At 33.3% G+C, this 24,803-nt stretch carries 29 protein-coding genes and 4 tRNA genes; 9 read left to right on the plus strand and 24 right to left on the minus strand.

Features of this window, described 5'->3' with window-relative positions; translation table 11 throughout:
• Positions 1 to 2: 2 nt before the first annotated feature.
• From rpmC to rsmA, 13 genes are all read right to left on the minus strand, one after another.
• Positions 3 to 188, minus strand: a complete 186-nt coding sequence (gene rpmC, locus FBF21_RS08885; RefSeq protein WP_002851566.1) for a 50S ribosomal protein L29 — start codon at positions 186 to 188, stop codon at positions 3 to 5.
• Positions 175 to 600: a 50S ribosomal protein L16 gene (gene rplP / locus FBF21_RS08890; RefSeq protein ID WP_002779441.1), complete on the minus strand. Its 426-nt coding sequence runs from the start codon at positions 598 to 600 to the stop codon at positions 175 to 177. Before rplP ends, rpmC begins: the two co-directional genes overlap by 14 nt.
• A 2-nt stretch (positions 601 to 602) precedes the next feature.
• Positions 603 to 1,304, minus strand: coding sequence for a 30S ribosomal protein S3 (rpsC, locus tag FBF21_RS08895; RefSeq protein WP_002851138.1), 702 nt, complete (start codon positions 1,302 to 1,304; stop codon positions 603 to 605).
• Positions 1,304 to 1,729, minus strand: coding sequence for a 50S ribosomal protein L22 (rplV, locus tag FBF21_RS08900; protein ID WP_002869681.1), 426 nt, complete (start codon positions 1,727 to 1,729; stop codon positions 1,304 to 1,306). Before rplV ends, rpsC begins: the two co-directional genes overlap by 1 nt.
• A 10-nt stretch (positions 1,730 to 1,739) precedes the next feature.
• Positions 1,740 to 2,021 carry a 30S ribosomal protein S19 gene (gene rpsS, locus FBF21_RS08905; protein WP_002851509.1) on the minus strand — a complete coding sequence of 94 codons (282 nt, stop codon included), beginning with the start codon at positions 2,019 to 2,021 and terminating at the stop codon, positions 1,740 to 1,742.
• Between the two features lies 1 nt (position 2,022).
• Positions 2,023 to 2,853: a 50S ribosomal protein L2 gene (gene rplB, locus FBF21_RS08910; RefSeq protein ID WP_002860131.1), complete on the minus strand. Its 831-nt coding sequence runs from the start codon at positions 2,851 to 2,853 to the stop codon at positions 2,023 to 2,025.
• A gap of 1 nt (position 2,854) precedes the next feature.
• Positions 2,855 to 3,136 carry a 50S ribosomal protein L23 gene (locus FBF21_RS08915; RefSeq protein ID WP_002851441.1) on the minus strand — a complete coding sequence of 94 codons (282 nt, stop codon included), beginning with the start codon at positions 3,134 to 3,136 and terminating at the stop codon, positions 2,855 to 2,857.
• 2 nt (positions 3,137 to 3,138) lie between these two features.
• Positions 3,139 to 3,753 (minus strand): 50S ribosomal protein L4, encoded by a 615-nt coding sequence (gene rplD / locus FBF21_RS08920; RefSeq protein WP_002783544.1) that lies wholly within the window; start codon positions 3,751 to 3,753, stop codon positions 3,139 to 3,141.
• The gene (gene rplC / locus FBF21_RS08925) at positions 3,750 to 4,325 is read right to left on the minus strand and encodes a 50S ribosomal protein L3 (RefSeq protein WP_002779987.1); all 576 of its coding nucleotides are present in this window, start codon (positions 4,323 to 4,325) and stop codon (positions 3,750 to 3,752) included. Before rplC ends, rplD begins: the two co-directional genes overlap by 4 nt.
• Before the next feature lie 9 nt (positions 4,326 to 4,334).
• Positions 4,335 to 4,646: a 30S ribosomal protein S10 gene (rpsJ, locus tag FBF21_RS08930; protein ID WP_002779353.1), complete on the minus strand. Its 312-nt coding sequence runs from the start codon at positions 4,644 to 4,646 to the stop codon at positions 4,335 to 4,337.
• A 198-nt stretch (positions 4,647 to 4,844) separates the two neighbouring features.
• Complete coding sequence (locus FBF21_RS08935) at positions 4,845 to 5,606, minus strand: pseudouridine synthase (protein ID WP_002853086.1); 762 nt, start codon at positions 5,604 to 5,606, stop codon at positions 4,845 to 4,847.
• Positions 5,607 to 5,641: 35 nt separating this feature from the next.
• A complete protein-coding gene (locus tag FBF21_RS08940) occupies positions 5,642 to 7,636 on the minus strand; it encodes a ribonuclease J (protein ID WP_002860132.1) in 1,995 nt (664 codons plus the stop codon).
• The gene (gene rsmA, locus FBF21_RS08945; protein WP_002860133.1) at positions 7,605 to 8,405 is read right to left on the minus strand and encodes a 16S rRNA (adenine(1518)-N(6)/adenine(1519)-N(6))-dimethyltransferase RsmA; all 801 of its coding nucleotides are present in this window, start codon (positions 8,403 to 8,405) and stop codon (positions 7,605 to 7,607) included. The genes FBF21_RS08940 and rsmA overlap by 32 nt, the downstream gene beginning before the upstream one ends.
• Before the next feature lie 79 nt (positions 8,406 to 8,484).
• Between rsmA and FBF21_RS08950 the strand changes: the two genes are divergently transcribed.
• Genes FBF21_RS08950 through FBF21_RS08960 form a run of 3 tightly spaced genes read left to right on the plus strand, consistent with a single transcriptional unit; the run spans position 8,485 to position 10,210 of the window.
• A complete protein-coding gene (locus FBF21_RS08950) occupies positions 8,485 to 9,021 on the plus strand; it encodes a hypothetical protein (RefSeq protein ID WP_002860134.1) in 537 nt (178 codons plus the stop codon).
• A 23-nt stretch (positions 9,022 to 9,044) separates the two neighbouring features.
• Positions 9,045 to 10,115 (plus strand): 23S rRNA (adenine(2503)-C(2))-methyltransferase RlmN, encoded by a 1,071-nt coding sequence (rlmN, locus tag FBF21_RS08955; protein ID WP_002859708.1) that lies wholly within the window; start codon positions 9,045 to 9,047, stop codon positions 10,113 to 10,115.
• The gene (locus FBF21_RS08960) at positions 10,112 to 10,210 is read left to right on the plus strand and encodes a hypothetical protein (protein ID WP_002860136.1); all 99 of its coding nucleotides are present in this window, start codon (positions 10,112 to 10,114) and stop codon (positions 10,208 to 10,210) included. The genes rlmN and FBF21_RS08960 overlap by 4 nt, the downstream gene beginning before the upstream one ends.
• A gap of 13 nt (positions 10,211 to 10,223) precedes the next feature.
• On the opposite strand, the gene FBF21_RS08965 is transcribed toward FBF21_RS08960, so the two are convergent.
• Positions 10,224 to 10,300, minus strand: a tRNA-Met gene (locus tag FBF21_RS08965).
• 134 nt (positions 10,301 to 10,434) lie between these two features.
• Between FBF21_RS08965 and FBF21_RS08970 the strand changes: the two genes are divergently transcribed.
• From FBF21_RS08970 to FBF21_RS08985, 4 genes are all read left to right on the plus strand, one after another.
• Positions 10,435 to 10,522, plus strand: a tRNA-Ser gene (locus FBF21_RS08970).
• Between the two features lie 46 nt (positions 10,523 to 10,568).
• A tRNA-Ala gene (locus tag FBF21_RS08975) sits at positions 10,569 to 10,644 on the plus strand.
• 3 nt (positions 10,645 to 10,647) lie between these two features.
• Positions 10,648 to 10,723 (plus strand) — tRNA-Val (locus FBF21_RS08980).
• Between the two features lie 27 nt (positions 10,724 to 10,750).
• Positions 10,751 to 11,281 (plus strand): GNAT family N-acetyltransferase, encoded by a 531-nt coding sequence (locus tag FBF21_RS08985; RefSeq protein ID WP_002860137.1) that lies wholly within the window; start codon positions 10,751 to 10,753, stop codon positions 11,279 to 11,281.
• On the opposite strand, the gene leuD is transcribed toward FBF21_RS08985, so the two are convergent.
• Genes leuD through leuA form a run of 4 tightly spaced genes read right to left on the minus strand, consistent with a single transcriptional unit; the run spans position 11,261 to position 15,874 of the window.
• The gene (gene leuD / locus FBF21_RS08990) at positions 11,261 to 11,863 is read right to left on the minus strand and encodes a 3-isopropylmalate dehydratase small subunit (RefSeq protein ID WP_002853150.1); all 603 of its coding nucleotides are present in this window, start codon (positions 11,861 to 11,863) and stop codon (positions 11,261 to 11,263) included. The genes FBF21_RS08985 and leuD overlap by 21 nt on opposite strands.
• Before the next feature lies 1 nt (position 11,864).
• On the minus strand, positions 11,865 to 13,277 hold the full coding sequence (gene leuC / locus FBF21_RS08995; RefSeq protein ID WP_072233177.1) for a 3-isopropylmalate dehydratase large subunit: 1,413 nt from the start codon (positions 13,275 to 13,277) through the stop codon (positions 11,865 to 11,867).
• Positions 13,264 to 14,340: a 3-isopropylmalate dehydrogenase gene (leuB, locus tag FBF21_RS09000; RefSeq protein ID WP_002860139.1), complete on the minus strand. Its 1,077-nt coding sequence runs from the start codon at positions 14,338 to 14,340 to the stop codon at positions 13,264 to 13,266. Before leuB ends, leuC begins: the two co-directional genes overlap by 14 nt.
• Positions 14,327 to 15,874, minus strand: coding sequence for a 2-isopropylmalate synthase (leuA, locus tag FBF21_RS09005; RefSeq protein WP_002886492.1), 1,548 nt, complete (start codon positions 15,872 to 15,874; stop codon positions 14,327 to 14,329). Before leuA ends, leuB begins: the two co-directional genes overlap by 14 nt.
• A gap of 319 nt (positions 15,875 to 16,193) precedes the next feature.
• Here leuA and FBF21_RS09010 point away from each other — a divergent pair, with 319 nt between their 5' ends.
• Positions 16,194 to 16,823: a hypothetical protein gene (locus FBF21_RS09010; protein WP_002853105.1), complete on the plus strand. Its 630-nt coding sequence runs from the start codon at positions 16,194 to 16,196 to the stop codon at positions 16,821 to 16,823.
• Positions 16,824 to 16,858: 35 nt separating this feature from the next.
• Here the strand turns inward: FBF21_RS09010 and FBF21_RS09015 are convergent, their stop codons facing one another.
• Complete coding sequence (locus FBF21_RS09015; RefSeq protein ID WP_168985474.1) at positions 16,859 to 17,503, minus strand: outer membrane beta-barrel protein; 645 nt, start codon at positions 17,501 to 17,503, stop codon at positions 16,859 to 16,861.
• Positions 17,504 to 17,640: 137 nt separating this feature from the next.
• Complete coding sequence (gene queF / locus FBF21_RS09020) at positions 17,641 to 18,024, minus strand: preQ(1) synthase (RefSeq protein ID WP_002834281.1); 384 nt, start codon at positions 18,022 to 18,024, stop codon at positions 17,641 to 17,643.
• Between the two features lie 159 nt (positions 18,025 to 18,183).
• On the opposite strand from queF, the gene FBF21_RS09025 reads away from it, so the two are divergent.
• Positions 18,184 to 18,783 (plus strand): NAD(P)/FAD-dependent oxidoreductase, encoded by a 600-nt coding sequence (locus FBF21_RS09025; protein ID WP_002783528.1) that lies wholly within the window; start codon positions 18,184 to 18,186, stop codon positions 18,781 to 18,783.
• A gap of 4 nt (positions 18,784 to 18,787) precedes the next feature.
• On the opposite strand, the gene metA is transcribed toward FBF21_RS09025, so the two are convergent.
• From metA to ruvC, 4 genes are all read right to left on the minus strand, one after another.
• The gene (gene metA / locus FBF21_RS09030; RefSeq protein ID WP_002783526.1) at positions 18,788 to 19,669 is read right to left on the minus strand and encodes a homoserine O-succinyltransferase; all 882 of its coding nucleotides are present in this window, start codon (positions 19,667 to 19,669) and stop codon (positions 18,788 to 18,790) included.
• A gap of 83 nt (positions 19,670 to 19,752) precedes the next feature.
• Positions 19,753 to 21,024 carry an O-acetylhomoserine aminocarboxypropyltransferase/cysteine synthase gene (locus FBF21_RS09035; RefSeq protein ID WP_002874204.1) on the minus strand — a complete coding sequence of 424 codons (1,272 nt, stop codon included), beginning with the start codon at positions 21,022 to 21,024 and terminating at the stop codon, positions 19,753 to 19,755.
• Between the two features lie 427 nt (positions 21,025 to 21,451).
• Positions 21,452 to 24,022: a flagellar hook protein FlgE gene (gene flgE, locus FBF21_RS09040; protein ID WP_057034872.1), complete on the minus strand. Its 2,571-nt coding sequence runs from the start codon at positions 24,020 to 24,022 to the stop codon at positions 21,452 to 21,454.
• Positions 24,023 to 24,225: 203 nt separating this feature from the next.
• A complete protein-coding gene (gene ruvC / locus FBF21_RS09045) occupies positions 24,226 to 24,708 on the minus strand; it encodes a crossover junction endodeoxyribonuclease RuvC (protein WP_079264929.1) in 483 nt (160 codons plus the stop codon).
• Between the last annotated feature and the right edge of the window lie 95 nt (positions 24,709 to 24,803).

Genomic DNA, 24,803 nt, shown 5'->3' on the forward strand with positions numbered 1-24,803 from the left:
CCTTATCTTAAAGCGTTAATTGCTGTATTTATTCTAGCAATGTCTTTTTTTACTTGGCTAATCTCTTTTGGATTAGTAAGTTGCATTGTTTTTAGCTTTTGTTTTAAAGTGAATAAAAGCACCTTTTTTTCTTTTAGCATTGTTGCAAGCTCAGCTGCTGTTTTATCTTTAATCTCAGTATATTTCATTTTGGCTCTCTCTTGTAACAAACTTAGTTTTAAATGGAAGTTTATGCATAGCTAAAGTCAATGCTTCTCTTGCCATTTCTTCGCTTACTCCTGCCATTTCATAAATGATACGACCTGGCTTGATATTCATTACCCATTCCTCAACAGCACCTTTACCTTTACCCATACGAGTTTCTAAAGGTTTTTTTGTCAAAGGCTTATCTGGAAAAACTCTAATCCAAGTTTTTCCTTGTCTTTTAACAAAACGAGTTAAAGCGATACGCGCTGCTTCGATTTGGCGTGAGTTAATGCGTCCTGCTTCAGTTGCTTTTAATGCAAATTCACCAAAAGTAAATTCTGTTCCACGATTAGCATAACCTCTGTTACGCCCTTTCATCATTTTGCGATATTTAGTTCTTTTTGGCATTAACATGATTATTTACCCCTTCTTGTGCGTCTTGGCTTTTTAGCTGGAGCACTTTCTTCAGTTTTTTCAGGTTGCATACCTTTGTGCAATACTTCACCTTTAAAGATCCATACTTTAACTCCTATGTTTCCATAAGTAGTTCTAGCTTCTGCAAAACCATAATCGATTTTTGCTCTTAAAGTATGAAGTGGAACGCGTCCTTCAAGATACCATTCTGTTCTTGCCATTTCAGCACCGCCTAAACGACCGGAAACTGAAACTTTAATTCCTTTAGCACCTGCTTTTTGCGCACCTTGGATTACTTTTTTCATTGCTCTTCTAAAAGCAATTCTTTTTTCAAGTTGAGTTGCAACACTTTCAGCAGCAAGTTGAGCTGAAGCTCCTGCTTTTCTTTCTTCTTTGATATTGATATTTACATCTTTACCGATTAAATCTTGCAATTCTTTTCTTAAATTATCAACATCACTACCTTTTTTACCGATGATGATACCTGGTCTTGCAGCAACTACAGTAACGCGAAGTTTTTTAGCAGTTCTTTCTACTAAAATTTGGCTAATTCCTGCGTAATAAAGTTTTCTTTTTAAGAAAGCTCTGATTTTGTAATCTTCACCGATATTTTCTACTAAATTTGCTTTAGTTGGAAACCATCTTGATTCCCAGTTTCTATTGATTCCTAGTCTTAGACCAATTGGATTAACTTTTTGTCCCATTAGCTTTCCTTTTTCGCTGTTGCTTTTTTAGTGCTTGTTGTTTTTTTAGCTGGAGCTTTTGTTGTAGTAGTTTTTTTAGCTACTGTTTTTTTCTCTTCAGCTTTCACTTCCGCTTTTACCACTTCTACTAAAATATGTGAAGTTGGTTTTCTAATACGACTTGCACTTCCTCTAGCTCTTGGTCTAAATCTTTTTAATACCGCAGCTGCGTCAACACGACAACTTTTTACAATCACTTCGTTTGCTTCAAAGCCACCATTTGCTACTGCACTTGAAATTGCATTTGCGATATATTTTGCACCTTTATTTGGCATAAATTTTAAACTAGCCATAGCTAATTCTGCATTCATCCCCTGAACTTCTCTAGCAATCAATCTTGCTTTAGTTGAAGATAATCTTATGAATTTAATTAATGCTTTACTCATATCTTATCCCTTACTTACCAATTTTCTTTTGCACAGAGCCTTTATGCCCTTTAAATGTGCGTGTTGGAGCAAATTCACCAAGCTTATAACCGATGTGATTTTCAGTAATATAAACTGGAATAAAGCTTTTACCATTATGAACATTAAATGTAAGTCCTATCATATCAGGAGTAATTGTGCTTCTTCTTGACCAAGTTTTAATTGGTTTATTATCATTAGCCTTTTTAGCAGCGATGACTTTTTTCATTACATGATCATCAACAAAAGGACCTTTTTTTAGTGATCTAGCCATCTTACTTTCCTTTTCTTCTTGAAATTATTAGCTTATCGCTAGCCTTTTTACGACGAGTTTTCGCACCTTTGGTTGGTTTACCCCACGGAGTTACTGGATGACGGCCTGAATTTTTCTTACCTTCACCCCCACCGTGCGGGTGATCTACTGGGTTCATTGCAGAACCACGAGTTTGCGGGCGGATACCTCTATGGCGATTTCTACCTGCTTTACCGATAGTTACATTAGCCCATTCTTCATTTCCAACTTCGCCGATACTTGCCATACATTCAGCTAAAACTTGTCTCATTTCGCCACTTGCAAGTCTTAAAATAACATATTTTTCTTCTTTACCCATAAGTTGTGCATAAGCACCTGCGGAACGGATCATTTGACCGCCTTTACCTGGTTTTAACTCAACATTATGAACAATAGTACCCACAGGAATGTTTTTAAGTTTCATTGCATTGCCTGGTTTAATATCAAGTCCGCTTTCAGCAGCTGAAACTATATCACCAACGCTTAATCCACGTGGTTGAAGAATATATCTTTTTTCCCCATCTTTATAAGCAATCAAAGCAATTCTACAATTTCTATATGGATCATACTCGATTGCTTCTACTTTGCCTTCTATACCGAATTTACGACGTTTAAAATCAATAATTCTGTAAAGTTTTTTAGCACCCGCTTCTTTATGACGACTTGTAATTCTTCCATAGCTGTTACGACCCGCGTGTGCTGGAAGTTTAACAAGTAGTGAGCGTACACTTGGTTTAGCTGTAATATCTTCAGAACTTAAACCTGTGATATATCTTCTACTTGGAGTATATGGTTTATAAGTTTTAATTGCCATCTTAAGCCTCCGTATTTTCTAAGCTAACACCTTCAGGTAGCTTAACATAGAATTTTTTGTAATTGTTTCTTTGACCTAAACGACCTCTAAAACGCTTAATTTTTCCATCCATTCTTAAGGAATTGATGCTTTTTGGAGTTACACCAAAATACTCTTTTAAAACCGCTTTTAAGCCTGTTTTAGTCATTTTTGGCGAAGTTTGAATAACTACGACACCTTGCTCTTGCAAATTCAAACTTTTTTCTGTGTAAAGTATAGTCTTTATATCAGTAATATCTGCCATAATTATCCCTCTTTTGTAATAGATTCTAACGCTGATTTTTCCATAATAACAGCATTAAATACAGATACTAAATAAGCATTTACTTCAGTTACATCAACTACATAGCAATTTGCTAAATTTCTGTAAGCTAAAAGTGTTTTTTCATCTAGTAAATCTTTAACGATTAAAGCATCTTTGACGCCAAGTTTTTTAATCACAGCGTTTGCATCTTTTGTTTTACCACTTTCAATAGCCAAAGAATCAGCAGTAAATAACACACCTTTAGCTGCTTTATCTGCTAAAGCTCTTTCAAGCGCCAATCTTTTTTGTTTTTTATTTACTTTTTGGAAGTAGTTTCTTTCATTTGTTGGACCAAAAGCAACCGCACCGCCTACCCAAACGTTAGTTCTTGTTGAACCCGCTCTAGCACCGCCACGACCTTTTTGTCTCCAAGGTTTTTTACCACCACCACTTACATCACTTCTACCTTTAGTATGAGCTGTATTTGCTCTTAAACTTGCAAGGTAAGATTTTACATACAAGTAAAGATTGTGTGGATTTACTTCCGCATATTTTGAAGGTAAATCAAGTTCACCTGCTTTTTCTAATTTATCATTTAAAACAACTACTTTACTCATTTTGCAATCCTTATTTTACCCATAGCACCATTATAACCTGGTACTGCACCTTTAACTACTAAAATTTTATTTTCAGCATCATAAGATACAACTTCGTTTTTAACGGTCACTTTAGTATTTCCATAGTGTCCTGCCATTTTCATACCTGGTTGAACACGACCTGGCCATTCTCTATTACCAATAGATCCATGGCGTCTGTGAAATCTAGAACCGTGACTTGCTGGACCCCCTGCGAAGTTATGTCTCTTCATAACACCGCTATAACCTCTACCTTTAGTGTTAAAGCTTACTTTTAAAATTTTTGCTTCATTTAATGGAGTTTCATCTAAATCTCCTGCTTCAGTATTTGCTACTTCTAAAGTCGCAAATCTATTGTATTCTGCAGAAAGATTGTATTTTTTTTGTTGTCCTGCGACACATTTATTACTTGCTTTACCTTTTGGATATGCTACTAAAGCCTTTCCGCCTTCAACTTCACATACTTTTGCATTTACAACTCTTAGTAAAGTTACAGCGATACTTGGATTAGTAATTGTTCTGCTCATTCCAATTTTTTCTACAATATATTCCATATCTTATCCTTACTTACCCATAGCTCTTACTTCAACGCTTACTTCTGGCGCTAAATCAAGCTTCGTTAAAGAATCAACTGTATCTGGAGTCGCTGCTACTATATCTAGCATACGCGCGTGAATTCTTATTTCAAACTGCTCACGAGAATCTTTGTTAATGTGTGGAGATTTTAAAACTGTATAGCGTTTGATTTTAGTAGGCATTGGTATCGGACCTCTAATATCCGCACCTGTTCTTTTAACAGCTTCTACGATTGCTGCAACTGTTCTGTCTAGTACTCGATGGTCATAAGCTTTTAGCTTAAGCCTAATTCTTTCCATAATATTTCCTTTAAAAAGAACTCGTTAGTTAAAAACTAACCAATTTTATAAAAATTGAAATGAGAGTATATAAAATCTTGTTTTCAAAGTCAAGGAATTTGATGAAATTTTTCTATTATTTTCCTTTTAAAAAGGATAAAAATAGAATTTTTAGAATTTAAAAATTATCATTATTTTTTAAATTTTTGTATATAATGGTCAATATCTTATTTCATTAAATTTTAAAAAATCTCTTAATTTTTCATATTCGCCATTTTCTAAATAACGATGTTTTCCCGCCTTCAACATACCAAGATCTAAAGCCCCAAAAGCAACACGCTTAAGATCCATGACTTCAAGATCAAAATGTCCAAAAAAGCGTCTAAGCTCTCTATTTTTACCTTCATTTATAACCACTCTAAGCTTAGTATAGCCTCCACTTGATCCAAAAATTTCAAAGTCTATAAAAGGAGCAAAACTCATAGAGGTAATTTTAGTTTTTGCATGTGCGCCTTTTTTTTCATTTTTAATCTCAAGTCCATTTTGCATGGCTTCGATGACTTGTTTGCTCACCGTGCCTTTAACTTTAAGGTAGTATTCTCTTTCTAAATCGCTATGCATTAAAGCATCGGCAATCACAGGAGAATCTGTAAGCAAAAGTAAGCCTTCACTTGCATAATCCAGCCTACCTACGCTAAGCCAAGTACTAAATTGTCTTGGCAAGGTATCATATATAGTTTTTCTTCCACGATCGTCTTTTTTACTGACAATTTCACCTTTTTGTTTATGGTAGATTATCACGCTAAATTGCGTTCTTTTTTGTACTCTTTTACCTTTAACAAAAACTTTATCATCAAATTTAACTTCATCGCTTAAAAGGGCAATTTTGTTGTTTATTTTTACTAAGCCTTGTTTGATAAGTTCATCGGCTTCACGGCGTGAATAGCGGGTGTTATGGGATATAAATTTATTAATTCTCATTTGATCTTCCTTAAAAAGGGCGTTTTTGCCCTTTTTTACATTACAAAAATAGTTGGAACTATGGTTGGGTATTTTTTAATCTTTCTAAAGATGTGTTTTCTTAAAACTTGGCGGATTTGATTTTCTAAAAATCTTGGATCATTGAGTACTTCATCTTTAACATTGATGAAAAATTGTCCTAAAACTTCAGCCATATCTTTGCTAAAAGCATGATCGTGTTTGTCAGCTACTAGCCCATAGCTAAATACTCTTGGTTTGTTGATCAGTGTTTTTGTAGCTTTGTCAATTTGTGCGATAATAACTACTATACCACTATCTGCAAGTTTTTGACGATCTATAACTACATCATCGGCGATTTGTTTATTGATTTGATTATCTACAAAAACTTTACCTGTTTTTACGGTTTTTATGCGTTTGACATATTTTTGGCAAAGTTCTACTTGATCGCCATCACTCATAAGATAAATATTTCTTTCAGGGATACCGCACTTCATCGCTGTTTCTTTGTGTTTGGTGATGTGATTGTATTCTCCATGAACTGGTAGGAAAAATTTAGGCTTAGTAAGGGTTAGCATAAGCTTTTGCTCTTCTATACTAGCGTGTCCGCTTACATGAATTTCACTAAATTCTTGATACGCTACTTTAGCTCCTGCTTTTAAAAGATAGTCAAGCACCGCAGAAACACTTGCTTCATTTCCTGGTATGGCTTTAGCTGAAATAATCACTTGATCTGTAGGTTTGATTTTTATAAATTTATGCTCATCAGTTGCCATTCTATAAAGCGCACTCATGGTTTCGCCTTGACTTCCTGTAGTTACGATAAGCACTTCATTGTCTTTATATTTGCTTACTTCATCAGCATCGATGAAAATTTTTCTATCAAGTTTGATGTAGCCTAATTCCATAGTGGTATAAAGATTTCTTTCCATAGAACGACCGATCACACAAACTTTTCTACCGTATTTTAAACCATAAGTGATAGCTTGATAAACGCGGTGGATATTAGAACTAAAAGTACTCATGATCACCCTGCCTTTGGTACGTGCAAAGATTTGATCAAAAGTTGGCCCTACGGAGCTTTCACTTTTTGTATAACCTTCTTTGTACGAATTTGTACTATCGCTTAAAAGACATAAAACCCCTTCTTCTCCATAATGTGCCAAACGTCCTAAGTCTGTTGGATAGCCATCGATTGGAGTTTGATCAATTTTAAAATCACCTGTGTGGATAATCGTTCCTGCTTTTGTTTTGATCGCAAGTGCTGAAGCATCAATGATAGAATGCGTGATGTGGATCCACTCTATATCAAATTCGCCTATCTCATAAACACGGCGTTTTTCTACAGGGCGAAACCATTTGCGTTCTGCTTTTAAGCCATGTTCTTCAAATTTGTTTGAAATCATTCCTAAAGCCAAAGGTGTAGCGTAGATAGGAAATTGGAATTCTTTAAAGAAATAAGGCACTGCACCGATATGATCTTCGTGTGCATGAGTGATCACTATACCACGAATTTTATCTTTAATTTTTCTTACATAGTCAAAATCAGGGATGATAATATCTACCCCATGCATAGTTCCATCAGGAAAACTCATACCTATATCTACTATAATTGCATCTTTATTGGTTTCAAAAACACTGATATTTCCACCAATTTCTCCTAAACCTCCTAAAGGAGTGATGCGGATTTTATGCTCGCTAGAATTATTATATTTTAAAGGGTGTAAGCGGTTTTCATGTGAAACACGGTTAGCTTCTATGCATTCTGCAAGAGCGATTTGCCAATCTTCATTACCTGTGAGTTTTGAAGGAAGATTGCGATTTTTCTTCTTTTTTTTCTCAGTTTTATTTTCTGAGTTTTCAGAATTTTCCTTGTTGGAATTTTGATCAATTTTTGGAGTATCATTTTCATTTTGCAAAGAATCAGCTAATTTTTTTCTACGATTTTTATATTTATAGCGTTTATTGTTTTTTGAATTTGAGTTCGGATTTTGTTCGTTTTTATTTATCTCTTTGTTTTCGTCCATATTCATCCTTTAATTTGTCATAAATTTTAAGGTATAAATCAACGCAAATTTCATGTGGTCTGATGTTTTCTTTTAAGCCAAGAGTGCTTAAAACTTCTAAAACTTTTGCTTTATATGTTTTTAAATTTCCTAAGAGTTGTTTTCTAGGAGCTTTAAAACAATCTTTTAGAAAATTTTTGAAATTTTCTATTTCGCAAAGTTCATCAAAATCCTTAGTTTTAATCAAACTCATCACCGCTGACATAACTTTTGGTGGAGGATTAAAACATTGTGGATCAACATCAAAAAGTATTTTTCTTTCGCAAATCATTGCACTTAAAACACCTAAGGAAGAAAACTCACTATTTCCTTCTTTAGCGCAGAATTTTTCAGCCATTTCCCTTTGTACCATTACAATAAGCCCTAGACAATTTTTATCTTCTAAAGCTTTTAATATAATGTGACTTGCAACATAATAAGGCAAATTTGCAACCAAAAAATATGGTTTTTCATCAAGACTAGGATTAAAAGCTTCGCTTGCGTCTTGATGGATCAAGTTAAATTTTCCACATTCAAGTTCTTTTTGAAATTTCTTTTTTAAAATAGGTATGAGATCATTATCGATTTCATAAGCTTTTACTTGAGAAATTTTTAAAAGTTCTTGCGTTAAATCACCTAAGCCAGGCCCAATCTCAATGATATTGTTCATCTCTTTGGGTATGGCTTGGATGATTTTTGCTAATACGCTTTTATCGATTAAAAAATTTTGTCCGTATTGTTTTTTTGCTTTAACCATAAGAAATAATTTTATCTAAAAATTCTTAATTAAGTCTTTTTAGGTAGAATTATTTTTGTAAAATTTCATAAGGATCAAAATGATTGTTTGTGCGGGTGGAAATGAAAATTTTTCTTTTGCAAAAGCCATAGGCATAGGTTTGGTTGAGTCAGCTTTTCATTTGAGTCAACTTTACTTCAAAGAAAAACCATCAAAACTTATATTTATAGGAACTTGTGGGCTTTATGATAAGGGAGAGATTTTAGAAATTTATAGAAGTTCGCACGCTTTTAATGTAGAATTTTCTAAAATTTCACATGCATTTTATACTCCTGCAAAATATGAAATTTGCTTAGAAAAAGAAAATGTTTCTCGTGAAACAATAAAAATCAATTCTTCAAATTATATTTGTCAAAATTCAAAAGCAGCAAAAGAATTTTCAAAATTAGGTTTTTTTGCAGAAAATATGGAAGCCTTTTCTGTTTTGAGCGTAGCTAAAAATTTAAATATTGATGCAGAGTGTATTTTGTGTGCAACAAATTTTTGCAATGAAAACGCTCACGAAGATTTTATAAAAAATCATCAAAAGGCAAAAGAAAAATTAGAAGAATACTTAAAAAAATATCATTATATTTAAAAATTCAAAAAAGGAAAATAATTTTGAAAGAGCTTGTTAATATTTTAGATTTTTTACCTGAAGAATTAGGAGAAAAAATCAAACCGATGTTTCGCGTGAAACAAATTTATCAATGGATTTATCAAAAATACGCCAATAATTTTTCCGATATGTCAAATTTACCAAAAGATCTACGTTTAGAACTTGCGCAAAATTTTCATTTCTCTCCTGTAAAATGTGTTAAAAATGAGCAAAGTAAAGATGGAAGTATAAAATATCTTTTTGAACTCGTTGATGGTTTAAGGATAGAAAGTGTGCTTTTGCCTATGAAAGAAGAAAAAATAGACGCAGAAGGCAAAAGAATTTCTCATGCGAGATATACTATCTGTGTTTCTTCTCAAGTAGGTTGTAAAAGTGGATGTAGTTTTTGTCTTACTGCCAAGGGTGGTTTGAAAAGAAATTTAAGTGCAGGTGAGATAGTCGGACAAATTTTATGGATCAAAAAACAAAACAATATCCCTTATGAACGCCGTGTAAATATAGTATATATGGGTATGGGCGAGCCTTTGGATAATCTTAAAAATGTTTCTAAAGCGGTAAAAATTTTAGCGCAAAATGAGGGACTTGCTATAAGTCCTCGCCGTCAAACCATCAGTACTAGCGGTTTGGCAAAACAAATCAAAGAATTAGGTCAAATGAATTTAGGTGTTTTACTTGCTATATCATTGCATGCGGTTAATGATGAGCTTCGAACCGAACTTATGCCTATCAATAAAGCTTATAATATCGCTGCGATTATGGATGCGGTGCGTGAATTTCCTATAGATCAAAGAAAAAGGGTAATGTTTGAATATCTTTTAATTGATGGTATCAATGATAAGCTTGAACACGCTAAAGAATTAGTCAAGCTTTTAAATGGCATTAAAGCTAAAGTGAATTTAATACTCTTTAATCCACATGAAGGAAGTTTATATAAACGCCCTAGTTTAGAAAATGCGATTAAATTCCAAGATTTACTAAGTAATAAAGGTGTAACTTGTACTATAAGAGAAAGTAAAGGACTTGATATCTCAGCTGCTTGTGGACAGCTTAAAGAAAGGGCAAAAGAACAATGACAATGCTAGATATTTTCGAAATCATTTTTATAACAACTGTTGTAATTATAGGTTTTGGTGGAATTGTTTTTGTAGTAACAAAAGAAAAAAAATAATTATTACACTTAATGGTGTCAAGGGGGAGACTTGAACTCCCGACCTCCGGCTTATGAGACCAGCGCTCTAACCAGCTGAGCTACCCTGACTAAAAATAAAAATATAATTATACTACTTTTTACTAAAAATTTTCTGATTTTTAAAAAAATAATTTTATTTTCAATATTTAAAAAATTTCTTTATTTTTAAAGCTTTTATAGATATAATGAACGCTTTATTTCATAGACAGGTGTCCGAGCGGTTGAAGGAGCACGCCTGGAACGCGTGTAAAGTGCAAGCTTTCGAGGGTTCGAATCCCTTCCTGTCTGCCATCAAATAAACTTTAAGGCAAACTAAGTTATAATACAAACTTCATTTGGGGCATTAGCTCAGCTGGGAGAGCACAACGCTGGCAGCGTTGGGGTCAGCGGTTCGAACCCGCTATGCTCCACCATATGGTTCCGTAGCTCAGCTGGTAGAGCACTACCTTGACATGGTAGTGGCCGTTGGTTCAAGTCCAATCGGAGCCACCATCACCCTTCCTTATACAAAGGATTATCATGCAAAACACTATCATACAAAAAGCCATCCATAAAGATTTAAATTCTATACTTGAAATCACAAAAGATGCTTTAAATGCTATGAAAACTATGAATTTTCACCAATGGGATGAGAATTATCCCAATGAAATAGTTTTTCAAGAAGATATACAAGCACAAGAACTTTATGTGTTTAAAGAAAATGATGAAATTTTAGGCTTTATCTGTATCAATGAAAAATTTGAACCTGAATTTTACAAACAAGTTATTTTTAACAAAAATTATGATGATAAAGCCTTTTATCTACACCGTTTAGCTGTCAAACAAAATGCAAAAGGCAAAGGCGTAGCACAAAAACTTTTAAATTTTTGCGAAAATTTTGCCTTGGAAAATCACAAGGTAAGTTTAAGAGCAGATACTCATAGTAAAAATTTTCCTATGAATTCGCTTTTTAAAAAGCTTGATTTTAATTTTTGTGGAAACTTTGACATACCTAATTACCAAGATCCTTTTTTAGCTTATGAAAAAATTCTAAACCAAAAAGCTTTTTGAGTTTTTTTCATAGGCTTTGATTTGTGCTTCATGTTTTAAAGTTAAAGCTATATTATCAAGCCCTTCCAAAAGACAAATTCTGTGAAAATCATCTAAATCAAAAGAAAAAATCTTATCTTTAAAAAATACTCTTTTTTCCAACAAAGAAATTTCTATATTTTTATCTTGGGATTTTTTTAACTCATCAACTATTTCCAAAACCTCATCTTTAGCAAGTTCTATAGTGAGCAAACCGTTTCCTAAGGCATTGTTTTTAAAAATATCCGCAAAAGAAGGTGCGATAATAGCTCTAATACCATAATCAACCAAAGCCCAAGGCGCATGCTCTCTTGAAGAGCCACTACCAAAATTTTCAAAACTCACCAAAATAGAGCTATTTTGATATTCTTTTTTATTGAGATTAAAATCCATATTTAAAACACTTTCTTTATCATCTAAATAACGCAAATCATGGAACAAATGCTTGCCAAAACCTTGCTTAGACACTGCAAGTAAAAATTGCTTAGGTATAATTTGATCTGTGTCTATATTGGCATATTCTAAAGGACAAGCTATACCTTTATGTATAATAAATTTTTGCATATTAAACTCCTAAATACTTTCTATTATCACAAATAACACCTTCTATGGCACAAGCTGCCGCACTTGCAGGACTCATCAAATGAGTGATAGAACCTTTACCTTGTCTGCCTACAAAGTTACGATTTGAAGTTGAAGCAACTCTTTGACCTGAATTTGCTTTGTCATCATTCATACCAAGACACATAGAACACCCTGCATATCTCCACTCACACCCTGCCTCGATAAAAATCTTATCGAGTCCTAAATTTTCAGCTTCTTTTCTTACTTGCATTGAACCAGGCACGATTAAAGCTTTAACATTTTTATGAATTTTGCGCCCTTTTAAGATATCAGCGGCTATTTTAAGATCTTCTAAACGCCCATTTGTGCAAGATCCTATAAATACAATGTCGATTTTTACCCCTTCTATAACTTGATCTTGCTCTAAATTTACATAAGATAAAGCATCAAGCAAAGATTTTTGCTCACTTTGATTTTTAAAATCACTTATTTTTGGAATTTTTTCATCTATACCAATCACTTGCGAAGGATTTGTTCCATAGCTAATTTGTGGTTTTATCTTGCTTACATCTAGAGTAATACTCTCATCATATTTTGCTCCTTCATCGCTTCTTAAACTCTTCCAATACTCGCAATACTTTTGAAATTCTTCTCCTTTAGGTGCAAATTCCTTTCCCTTAATATACTCAAAAGTGATCTCATCAGGAGCTATCATACCTACTTTAGCTCCAAATTCTATAGCCATATTACAAAGAGTCATTCTAGCTTCCATGCTTAAATTTTTTATAAGTTCTCCACAAAATTCTATAGCATAACCTGTGCCTTTTGCTGTGCCGTATTGTGCGATCAAATACAAAATCAAATCCTTAGCATAAACGCCTTTTTGAAACTGCCCTTTACATTCGATTTTCATAGTTTTAAGTTTGGCTTGTTTTAAAGTTTGCGTTGCCATGACATGCTCTACTTCACTCGTGCCTATACCAAAGGCTAAAGCTCCAAAAGCCCCATGTGTTGCCGTATGAGAATCCCCACAAACTAAAGTAACCCCAGGTAAAGTAAAGCCAAGCTCAGGACCTACTATATGAACTATGCCTTGATTTTTATCTCCAAGTCCTAAAAGCCTTACTCCAAATTCCTTAGTATTTTGCATCAAAGTTGTAATTTGCTCTTTTGCCATATCAGAACAAGCATTTAAATCCACACTTTTAGTTGAAACATCATGATCTATGGTAGCCAAAGTTAAATCCGCTCTTGCCATTCTACGCTTAGCCATTTTAAGCCCTGAAAATGCTTGAGGGCTTGTTACTTCATGGATTAAATGTCTATCGATATAAAGTATAGGAAGTTCGTTTTTGCCTTCATAAACCACATGAGCATCAAAGACTTTCTCATATAAAGTTTTAGCCATTATTATTCTCCTTTAAAATTTCTAAAATACAATCCCCCATTTCATCGGTATTTAAATACGACTTAGCATTTAAATCCTTAGTCATTTTTCCTTGTGCCAATGCCAAAGATATAGCATTTTCTATATCCTGTGCGGCTTGTTCTTCTTTGAAACTATACTTTAACATCAAAGCCGCACTTAAAATTTGAGCTATGGGATTAGCTATATTTAAATGAGCTATATCAGGTGCACTTCCACCTGCTGGCTCATAAAGTCCAAAACCTTTATCGTTTAAACTTGCTGAACTTAACAAACCCAAAGATCCATTAATGGCAGCTAACTCATCGCTCAAAATATCACCAAAAAGATTTGAACAAAGCATAACATCAAAAATGCTAGGATTTTTTACAATCTGCATCGCAGCATTATCCACATACATGTACTCTAAGTTTATATCTTGATAATCTTTTGCAACATTTGCCACCACTTCTCGCCACAAAATAGAACTTGCTAAAACATTCGCCTTGTCGATTAAATGCACTTTTTTCTTTCTTATTCTTGCACTTTCAAAAGCGATATGGGCTATCCTTTCTATCTCTTTTTTAGTGTAAATTTCAGTATCATACGCACTTTCCTTGCCTAAATCTTGCTTGCCAAAATAAATCCCACCTGTAAGCTCTCTAACACATAAAATATCCACTCCTTTTTGGATAATCTCATTTTTTAAAGGTGAAGCATGAGTTAAACTTTCATAAATTTTACAAGGACGCAAATTTGCAAACAAATTAAAATGCTTTCTTAAAGGCAAAAGCGAGGCTCTTTCAGGTCTTTGATCTATGGGCAAATTATCCCACTTAGGCCCACCCACAGAGCCAAATAAAATCGCATCACTTTGCTCACAAAGCTTTAAAGTTTCATCACTTAAAGCCACTCCATAAGCATCTATACTTGCACCGCCTATTTTAGCTTCATTAAATTCAAAACTAAAATTGTATTTTTGCGCGATAAAAGTTAAAATTTTTAAAGCCTCTTTCATTACCAAAGGCCCTATACCATCTCCTGCTAAGACAGCTACTTTATAAGTTTTCATGCCACATTTTCCTTTCTTCTACTTTTAAAGAGCGATAAATCGCATTGTAAGCACTCACAAAAGCTTGTGCTGAAGCTTCTATAACATCTGTTGAAAGTCCTTTTCCATGGAATTTTCTCCCTTTAAATTCCAAATCCACATCCACTTGCCCTTGAGCATCTACTCCTGAACTTTTTGCATTGATACTATAAGCTTTTAACACAGGCTTTAAATTTGTTATCCTAGCAATGCAGTTAAAAACTGCTTCAACAGGACCATTTCCTGTGCAAGCTTCAGTTTTTAGCTCTTCTTTGATACGCATACAAACACAAGCGGTTGGGATATTGCCACTAATCACGCTTAATTTTTCAATCACAAATTCATTTTCTTCTTCATTTTCATAGCTTAAAAACATCAAAGCTTCCAAATCATAATCATATACTTGACCCTTTTTATCCGCAAGGCGTAAAAAACGCTCATAAACATCATCTAAATTATAAGTATTTTCATCATAGCCTAAATTTTCAAGGCAAGTTTTTATCATAGCCCTTCCACTTCTTGCCGTCATTAACATACGATTTTCATGAATTCCTATGGCACTAGGGCTTATGATCTCGTAAGTTTGCCTATTTTTAAGCACTCCATCTTGATGAATGCCTGAACTATGAGAAAACGCATTGCTACCCACTATAGCTTTATGCGAAGGTATGCTTTCATTAGTGATAGCTGAAACTAATTTTGAAGTTTTAAAGATATTTTCACATTTAATATCAGTATAAAAACCTTTTAAATAATCTTTCCTAGTTTTTATCGCCATAACCACTTCTTCTAAAGCACAATTGCCCGCCCTTTCGCCAAGTCCATTTATAGTGCACTCTATCTGTCTTGCACCTTGTAAAATAGCACTTAAGCTATTGCCCGTTGCCACACCTAAGTCATTGTGACAATGCACAGAAATGATAGCTTTGTCTATATTTGGCACTTTGTTAAATAAAATTTTGATGATATTAGCAAATTCACTTGGCAAGGTATAGCCTACTGTATCTGGGATATTTATAGTTTTAGCGCCTGCTTTTATCGCATTTTCCACCATAAAACAAAGGTTATCTATCGGAGTTCTTCCTGCATCTTCGCATGAGAATTCTACATCATCAGTATAAGATCTTGCTCTTATAATCGCTCTTTTTGCCATAGACAAAATTTCATCAAAATCTTTTTTTAATTTATCTTGCATATGCAAAGTCGAAGTGGCTATAAAAGTATGAATTCTAAAATGCTTTGCCACTTTTAAAGCTTCATAAGCCATATCTATATCTTTATCCAATGCTCTAGAAAGTGCACAAATAGTTGAGTTTTTCACCTTAGAAGCGATCTTTTGCACCGCTTTAAAATCCCCTTGTGAAGATACCGGAAAACCTGCTTCTATAACGTCTACGCCTAAATTTTCAAGCGCTAAAGCGATTTGTAATTTTTGATTGATACCCAAAGAACTGCCTAAAGCTTGTTCTCCATCACGCAAAGTGGTATCAAAGATTATGATTTTATTATCTTTCATGATTTAATCCTTTAAAACCAAACAGACTGAATGAATTAAAAATTCAAAAACTTAACAACAATGATAAAAAATTAAAAATGTAAAAAATGATTAAAAATAAAATTGAGTTTTAGAGTGAGAGTTGCAGTAGCAGATTAAAAGTATTGTCTTTACTTTTTTGTTGGACTGAATTTGAAATTTCAAAAATTTGTTTCATCTTTTCCTCCTTTGTTAAAATTAATACTTAATGTATCATATTTTTAGTAAATGTGTTTGTAAAATTCTTAAATTAAGAAAATTATTGATATAATTGTAATTTTAAGTAACAAAAAGGAAGTTGATGTTAAAAGAACTCTTAGAGATTAAAAAAGAAATGGAACCTGTTATCCACGAAGCCAATGTGAAATTAAATGTCCTAGCTCGTGAAGTCATAGTCCGAAAAAAAGAATACGAAATTTATGGGCCTATGGTAGATCGTGTTTATCTTGATAATGCCATTTATGTTAAAGTTATGTCAAGTGGACGCGATGTAAAAACAGACAATGTGACTATAAAAAATGGTTTTTATATGGTTTTTGTTGCCCCTGAAAAAGAAAGTACAAAAGATATCAAAAATAAACTCAAAGTAGCTTATGAAGGACTTGATAACAAATTTATCGCTACACTTATACGATCTTGCCAACGCTTTAAAGAGATCATAAACAAAACCCAAGCTACACTTGCTAAAGCTTCTAAAATGAATGTGGTAGTAAAAACGAATTTAGGTGAAGCAAGTGCTGCTCTAAAATTTAACATCACTATAGAATATACTAAAGAGAATCAAAAACTCACTCGTGAAAATTCAAAATCAGCAGGAAGTTTCAGAGATACTAAAACTTATATCAATCTTGTAGTAGAAAAAAATACAGATTCTCAAATTTGTGAAAAACTACTTGATGATGTTGAAAAATACTTTATCGGTGGAGGTTGATTTCATTAATGCAAGTTATAAAAACTTGCATTAGATTAAAATTTATAATTATATCCTAAATATACACCATAATTTGTTTGTTTAGGATCGTAAAAGTTTGAACCCACTTTATTTTGATAAAAATTTCTAGAATTATAATGAATTTGCTCTGCTTTAAAGCCTAATTCTATTTCATTATGTGGTGTCAAATCATATAAAGCACCTATTTTCGCTCCATAAAAATAACCGTCAAAATTTTGCGACAAAGATAAAAAGCTTGTTTTTAAGGTAAGATCTGTTCTTGCATATCCTCCATACACACCTAAAACAGCTCTGGTTTTTTCAAAAAGCTTAGGAGTAAAATCATAACCTGTTAAAAATTTATGTGTAGTAAAATCACCTTCGATTTGAATTTTAGGAGTTTTGATAAAATCACTAAATTCATCAGAATAATTATAACCAGCATAAATTCTATGATTTTCATTTAGACGATATCCAAGTTTTAGACCAAACGATGGTATATTACCTGAAATATCTCCATTAAAATTTTGCTTTGTATTCTTATGTTTTAACTCACTTTTTACTTGAGCATGCATCCAAGCTGCATCAGCACCTATAAAAAAACCAAAATTCTCATCTGCTAAAGCCAAATTTGAAGACAAAGTAGCACTTGCGATAATGCTTAATAATTTTTTATTCATAACCTAACTCCTTATAATAAAATTCGATCTAAAAAATTTAGATCTTTTTATATTATATATTCTTCAAAGATTAAATAAGAATTTTTTATAAAATACTTAATCTTTACATAAAAATATGTTAATATTTTACTTAAATATTACTTTGGCACTACCATATCGCTACGACATTCTATCACCGTATGTACATTTCCACGCGGGTTAAAATCCCCAACAACTTTAATCCATTTTGGTTTTAATTTATCTTTTAAAGTATTATAAATTTCATTGATACTTGCTTCATGTGAAACATTTCTATACATAAAAGTATTGATATAAAGTTTTATCGCTTTAAGCTCAACCACAAATTTATCAGGCATATACTCAAGATAAATCGTTGCAAAATCAGGATAACCTGAACGCGGACAACAACACATAAATTCAGGCAAGGTGATTTTAATGATATAGTCATTTTTAGCATCATTTGGCCAAATTTCCATATTTTCTACATCAAATTCTTTAATTTCTTTTTCACCATAACGCATGAGCTTTCCTTATTGAAAATTTTTAGAAAATTATATAAAAAATTACTTTTAGAGCAATTGAAAAATAAACATTTTTAGCAAATTGCATAAAAAAGACAAATATTATATTAAATAAAGCTTTTTATACTAGAATAAGGCAAATCTTTCAAAAGGAAAAAAATGAGAAAATCAATTGCAATTATAGGCGGTAGCATCGCAGGACTTAGCGCGGCTTTATTTTTCGCTTCAGCTAAAAATGAAGAACTTGACTTTGATATCACTGTTTTTGATGAGGGTAAAGCAGATTTAAAAGCAGCAGCAATTTACAATGTTCCTTTTTTCCCAAAAGGTGCAAAAGCAGATGAAATTTACACTCACATAAAAGCACAAATTGCTTCTATGCTCGAAGTAAAATACATCGATTCAAAAGTAGTAAGCATAAGCGGAGAAAAAGGAGATTTTACTGTTAATGATGAGCAAGGCTTGGGTATAAAAGCAGATTATATCATCGTAGCAACAGGGGCAAACAAAAGCGATATCAAAGAACTTGAAGATTTTGTAATACCGCATGAGCTTATACCAAAACCAAACAAATTTTGCTTCAAACATCACGGGAGACAGATTATCAAAGAAGGAATTTACGCAGCAGGACTTGCTTCAGGTGTTACGACTATGGTAGCTTGCGCGATGGGAAGTGCCAATGAAGCAGCTTGCGCGATTTTAAGCGATATCAAAGGTGCAGTAAGCGTATATCACGATACACCTACTACAAGAGTTTAAATCATCAAAGCACAAAAGGTGTGCTTTGATACACATCATAATTGAGCCAATTTGCAAAAATGGTATTTGCATTTGAACGCCAATTGTATTTTATATTGCCCTTTTTATCATAATAATTTTTAGCTTTTTGTATGAAATTATCTCTTACATATTCTTGATGTAAAGTCTCTTTAAAATATTCCAAATGCCCTAAAATAAAAATATTCTTTTCATCTCTTAATAAAGCCGAACCGATTTTTTTATTTCTAAGCAAAATTTTTAATTTCCCTTGTTTTTGTAGTGCTAAAATTTGCTCTTCATCCATGCTAGAATGTCTTGAATGAGGCATTAAAACCTTTTCATCTAAATTTGTTAAAAGCAGATCAGGCGAAACTTTATCATGCTTATAGACTCCAAAAATTTTCTTATCTAAAGAGATTTTATCCACACCATAAAAGTATTTTAAAGCAGCCATGGCACCCCAACAAATATACATAGAACTTGTTACATTTTGCTTTAAAAAATCAAAAATTTCTAGCAATTCTTCCCAGTAAGCAACCTTTTCAAAATCCATTTGTTCCACAGGAGCTCCCGTAACGATAGCACCATCAAATTTATGTTTTTTAACCTCTTCAAGACCCTTGTAAAATTTTTCCAAATGAGTAAAAGGAGTATTTTTACCCACATAGCTAGTCGTGGCTAAAAGTGTGATATTTACTTGTAAAGGAGAATTTGCAAGTAAGCTTAGAATTTGATTTTCTGTTTCAATTTTTTTTGGCATAAGATTGACAATCAAAATTTCTTGCGGCCTGATATCTTGATGCTTTGCTCTCCTTAATCCCATGATAAAAGCATGCTCTTTTAAAAGCTCATAAGCGGGTATATTTTCTGGAATAATCAGTGGCATTTTTTCTCCTTTATTTAATAAACCTTATTTATGATAAAGCATGGTGGAATTTTTATCTCATTCCACTCAATGCAAACACACTTTTAACTTTCTATAGCTTGTTTTAAATCCGCTATCAAATCATCGCTATTTTCAAGTCCTATGCTTAAGCGTATAGTAGCTTTCGTAATGCCTGCTTTTTGGAGTTCTTCTTCGCTTAGTTGCGAATGAGTAGTAGAAGCAGGATGGATGATCAAAGACTTGCTATCACCCAAATTTGCAGCAAGTAAGAAAAGTTGAGTTTTATCACAAATTCTTCTAGCATGCTCATAATCTTTAGCTTCAAAGCTTAAAAGCCCGCTAGCAAAATTTTTATCAAAATATTTTTTAAATAAATTATGATAAGCATTACTTGCTAAAGTAGGATAATTTACGCCCTTGATATCAGGATGAGAATTTAAAAAATTCGCAACTTTTTCAGCATTTTGACTGTGTTTTTCTATACGCACTGCCAAGGTTTCAAGTCCTTGTAAAAGTAACCAAGCATTTTGAGGTGCTAAGCTAGCTCCTAGATCTCTAAGCCAAGTGATGATGACTCTAATACTAAAAATCGGCAAATCAAGTGTATTTAAATTCAGTCCATGATAACTTGGATCAGGAGTGTTAAAAGCTTTATATCTATCGTTATTTTTAAGCAAGTCGTTTAAATCTTTTCTTTCTATAAGTGCTCCGCCTAAGGCACTGCCTTGACCACTTACATATTTACTTAAACTATGCACGATTACATCCACGCCATGTTTAAAAGGTTGGAGTAAGAAAGGAGTAGCAACGGTATTGTCACAAATGCTAACGATTTTATGTTTTTTTGCTATTTGGGTTATTTTTTCTATATCAGCTATGGCAATTTGAGGATTTGAAAGACTTTCGAAAAAAATCGCTTTTGTGTTTTGATCTATAACTTTTTCCAAGCTATCTAAATCATCGATATCAAATTCCCTAGCTTCTATACCAAAATTTTTAAGTGTGTGAGAAATTAAAGTTTGAGTTCCACCATAAATTTTATTTGAATACGCGACATTATCTCCCGAGCTTGCTAAATTCACAAGGGCATAAAAACAAGCTGCCATACCGCTAGAAACAGGAATTCCAAAAGCCCCGCCCTCAACATTAGCAAGCCTTTGTCCTAAAACATCGCTTGTAGGATTGCCTATCCTTGAGTAAATATTGCCAAGTTCTTGAAGATTAAACCTCGCTGCAGCCTGATCTAAATTTTCAAAATTATACGCAGTATTTTGATATATAGGCACACTAATACTTCTTTGAGTGTCAAAATTATAAGCTCCGTGTAATGCTAAAGTTTCTTTATTAAAATTCATTTTTTATCCTTTTTTGTTAATTAAAAAAATACTAAAAAGCCTTTTATCAACTTTAAACTAGATTGTTTGGAAATGTAAATTTATAGAATATGAGTATATACGAGTAGATTAAGCGTGCCAAGCACGCATACAGAAAGAAGAAAGCATTAAGTTAAAACTAATATAAGACATTTTTTCTCCTTTCTAAAAAATTATTGATTATTCTATCTTTAAAAAATAAAATTAAAAATTAAATTTTAAAAAATTTATATCACATTGCTTAAAATTTTATTGCAACTCACCCCCTAGCAAGAGTGAGTTAGCAATAAATTGAAGGCAGTTCAAGCCTAAGCCTAGTATTACAAGACTACCAAGATAGGCTTGTAAAGCAAGGCTTGCTCCCTTAAAGGGAGCAAAAAACAATATTTTATAGAATACTAAGCTTAAATTATTGTTTAAGCTGTATTAGAGTTTGAAGCATTTGATCACTCGTTGAAATGGTTTTTGAATTTGCTTGATAACCTCTTTGAATGATGATAAGTTCTGTTAAAGAACGACTTAAATCCACATTTGACATTTCAAGAGCTGAGGTTTTCATCTCACCACGACCTCCTGTTCCTGCTTCACCTACTACTATAGCCCCACTATTTGCAGTGACTTTGAAAAGATTTCCACCAATTTCCTCAAGACCTGAGTTATTTGCTACTGAAGCCATCGCCATTTTTGCCACAGCGAAGGTTTTACCATTGGTAAATTCGCCTAAGATATTACCTTTGTCATCCACACGGATAGCATCAGGTTTTAAGTTACCTGAAGTATAACCATCGGTTGCCTGTCCTGTTAGAGTTGAAGCAGAATTTGAGCTTACAAGGCCGTCATTGCTTCCACTTGTTCCAAAGGAAAGTTTGATTTGTTGATTTGGTGCGGCACCGTTATTGGGTGAAAAATTTATCGTTCTTGGATTATAATTTGACAAAGATCCATCATTGTTAAATCTTGCTGTTCCTACGATGATATTGTTTGGTCCTTCGCCTGTAGTGTTAATCTCAGCAGGTTCAGGCACACGGATGATCATTTGCCATTCATTACCCCCATCTTGAGTGGTACTTTGCTTAACAAACTGCACTTCTAAAGTATGTTTTGAACCTAAAGAATCATAAATTTCAAGTCCTGCTGAAAAAGCAGAAAGTTTTAGAAGTTCACTTTGCTTAACCTGATTGCCTGCAGGGAAAGAACCATCAAGTCCTTTAAAGATTTTAGTAAAAGCATCATTAGTGCTTACTGTTCCTCTTTCATCTGTATAAGCAGTGATATTGAAATTCATATTATGAGGGCCAAAATTCAATGGTCCTTGACCACCTGGAGCAGTAAGTGTTGGACTATTTGAAGTTTTATTAACATTTGTAAGAGAAAAAGCTCCTGAAGAATTTACTACAACTTTAACATTTTCATTGACATCTGCTGCAGCAAATTTTCCACTTCCATCATAATCAACCCCATATCTAGCATCTCTTTGTAAAAGCTCTCTTAAATCTTCGGTAGTGTGAAAAGTCCTTATATTGGTATTTAATAAAGAACCATTCATTACTGCATTATAATAATTTTGCGAACCTATAGTAGCAGCATCTGTACCATTCCAAGCAGGAGGTTGTGCATTTGTACCTGGAATATAATTAAAACCTCCATCGGGATTATACATAGGAGGAAGAGTTTGAGGCGAAGAACTATAGATATATTTATGCGCTGTTATTATTTGAGCACTTCTACCACCTGTTAAATTATTTTGTGTTCCAGCTTGACCACCTGTAGCTGTCCATAAAGAAGCATTATTTTGTTGTATTTGAGTATATTGATTGAATGTATTTGTTGCAGCATTCCAAGTAGCTGTCCAAGCTTCACCTGCTGTATTGTTAGCATTAACTACAAGATTGATATTTTTCATATTATCTGTAGTACCATCGGCATTATCATTGACAAAATCTATACCCGAGCCATCTGCATTTTTAACCGCTCTTACTCCTGTTCCCTGTCTTGCATCCGTTGGTGCGGTAAAGGTATTGATATAAGCGATAGCCTCATCTATACTACCTATAGTATCATTTTGAATAACAACTCCATTAATCACTATATCTAATCTTGTCTTTTGATTACCATTGCCCCAAAAAGCAGCGGTTTGATTTTGATGTAAATTTGGATCAAAAGCATTGAATCCAAGTTGATTCGTAGAATATTTAGCATCCGCATAAGATACCCAAATCCCTTGTCCATCTCTTAAATTTAAACCCTGTCCATTAGCATTAAAAAGTGATCCTGCATCCACACCCTTTTCCGTCACTTCTACAGCATTTTTAGAAGTCGTATAAAACTGAGTGGTTCCTGTATCATTTTCATCTTTAGTTTCACCTGTTTTTTGATTAAAACCATGCACAGAATCAAGAGAATACAAAGGACGACTTGCTGTTCCTATATTTAAACCACTATTTAAATTCGCTTTGATGGCTACTTCTGTGGATTGTGCTGCAGGGATATGCATACCTGGATCGATAAAAATATTTTGCGGAGTTCTTGAGCTATCTATACTTTGAGTATCCCAGTTGATATTCCACCCTTGGACAACAAAACCTGCATTATTAACAAAATTTCCATAAGCATCGAGTTTAAAATCCCCGCTCCTTGTAAGATAGTTTGTAAGACCACCATCATCACTAACCATAAAAAAACCATCACCATTTATAGCAACGTCAGTGTTTTTATCTGTGGTTTGAACTGAACCTTGAGAATGAATTCTAGTTGTAGAACTTACTGAAACGCCAAGACCGATTTGAAGTGGATTAGATCCACCTCTTCCATCAGTTGGAGCTGTAGCGATTTTCACAGTTTGGCTAAACATGGTTCCAAAATCTGCACGAGAGTATTTAAAACCAGTGGTATTAACATTTGAAATGTTATTACCTTCAACATCCATCGCAACTTGATGTGCTTGTAGTCCGCTTACGCCAGACCAAAGTGATCTCATCATCTTAAATCCTTTATAAAATATTGCTTTAAAAAATTTAACGCTTTGGCTTTAAAAAACTTTTGCGTTTATGTGAAGTTTACAAGCAAGTTCTGTTCCAACTTTTGAAATTTTTTATGAATTTTTTAAAAATTTATAGAAAAAATTTAAAGGTATTTTGGGAGTTTATGAAGCTTTGGGCTTTTGTGTAATAAAAATTACTAAAATCACACCCTAACTCTTAAATTTGCTGCATGGGTTAAAGCTACTGCAATAGCATCTGTGATATCCAAAGGCTTGATATCTTTACTAAGTCTTAAAAGCCTTTTTACCATAAAAGCAACTTGTTCTTTAGTTGCTTTGGCTTTTCCTGTAACGGCTTTTTTTACTTGTAAGGGAGTGTATTCTGCAAAATCTCCATGAATTTGAAGAATTTTTAAAGATAGGGCTCCGCGAAATTGTGCGAGTTTTAAAACGGTTTTTGGATTGTAAGCAAAAAAGATATCTTCTATAGCCACCTCATCAAAAGAATGATTTTTAAAAATCAAGTCCAAACCCTCGCAAAGCTCTGTGATTTGATACTGTAAGGTACTTGGCTTTATCTTTATAAGTCCTGCTTCTATGAGAATGTTTTTTCCTTTGTCAGCTTCTATGATAGCATAACCACAATTTCTCGAACCTGGATCTATACCTAAAATTTTCAAATTCATACCTTTTGAAAAATAAAATACAAAAGCGGATTTTAACCTTTTTTTATAAAATTTAAGATAAAATTTATACATTATGCAAAATTTAAAGAGAGATT

The organism is Campylobacter sp. CFSAN093238 (assembly GCF_012898015.1).
GTDB lineage: Bacteria > Campylobacterota > Campylobacteria > Campylobacterales > Campylobacteraceae > Campylobacter_D > Campylobacter_D jejuni.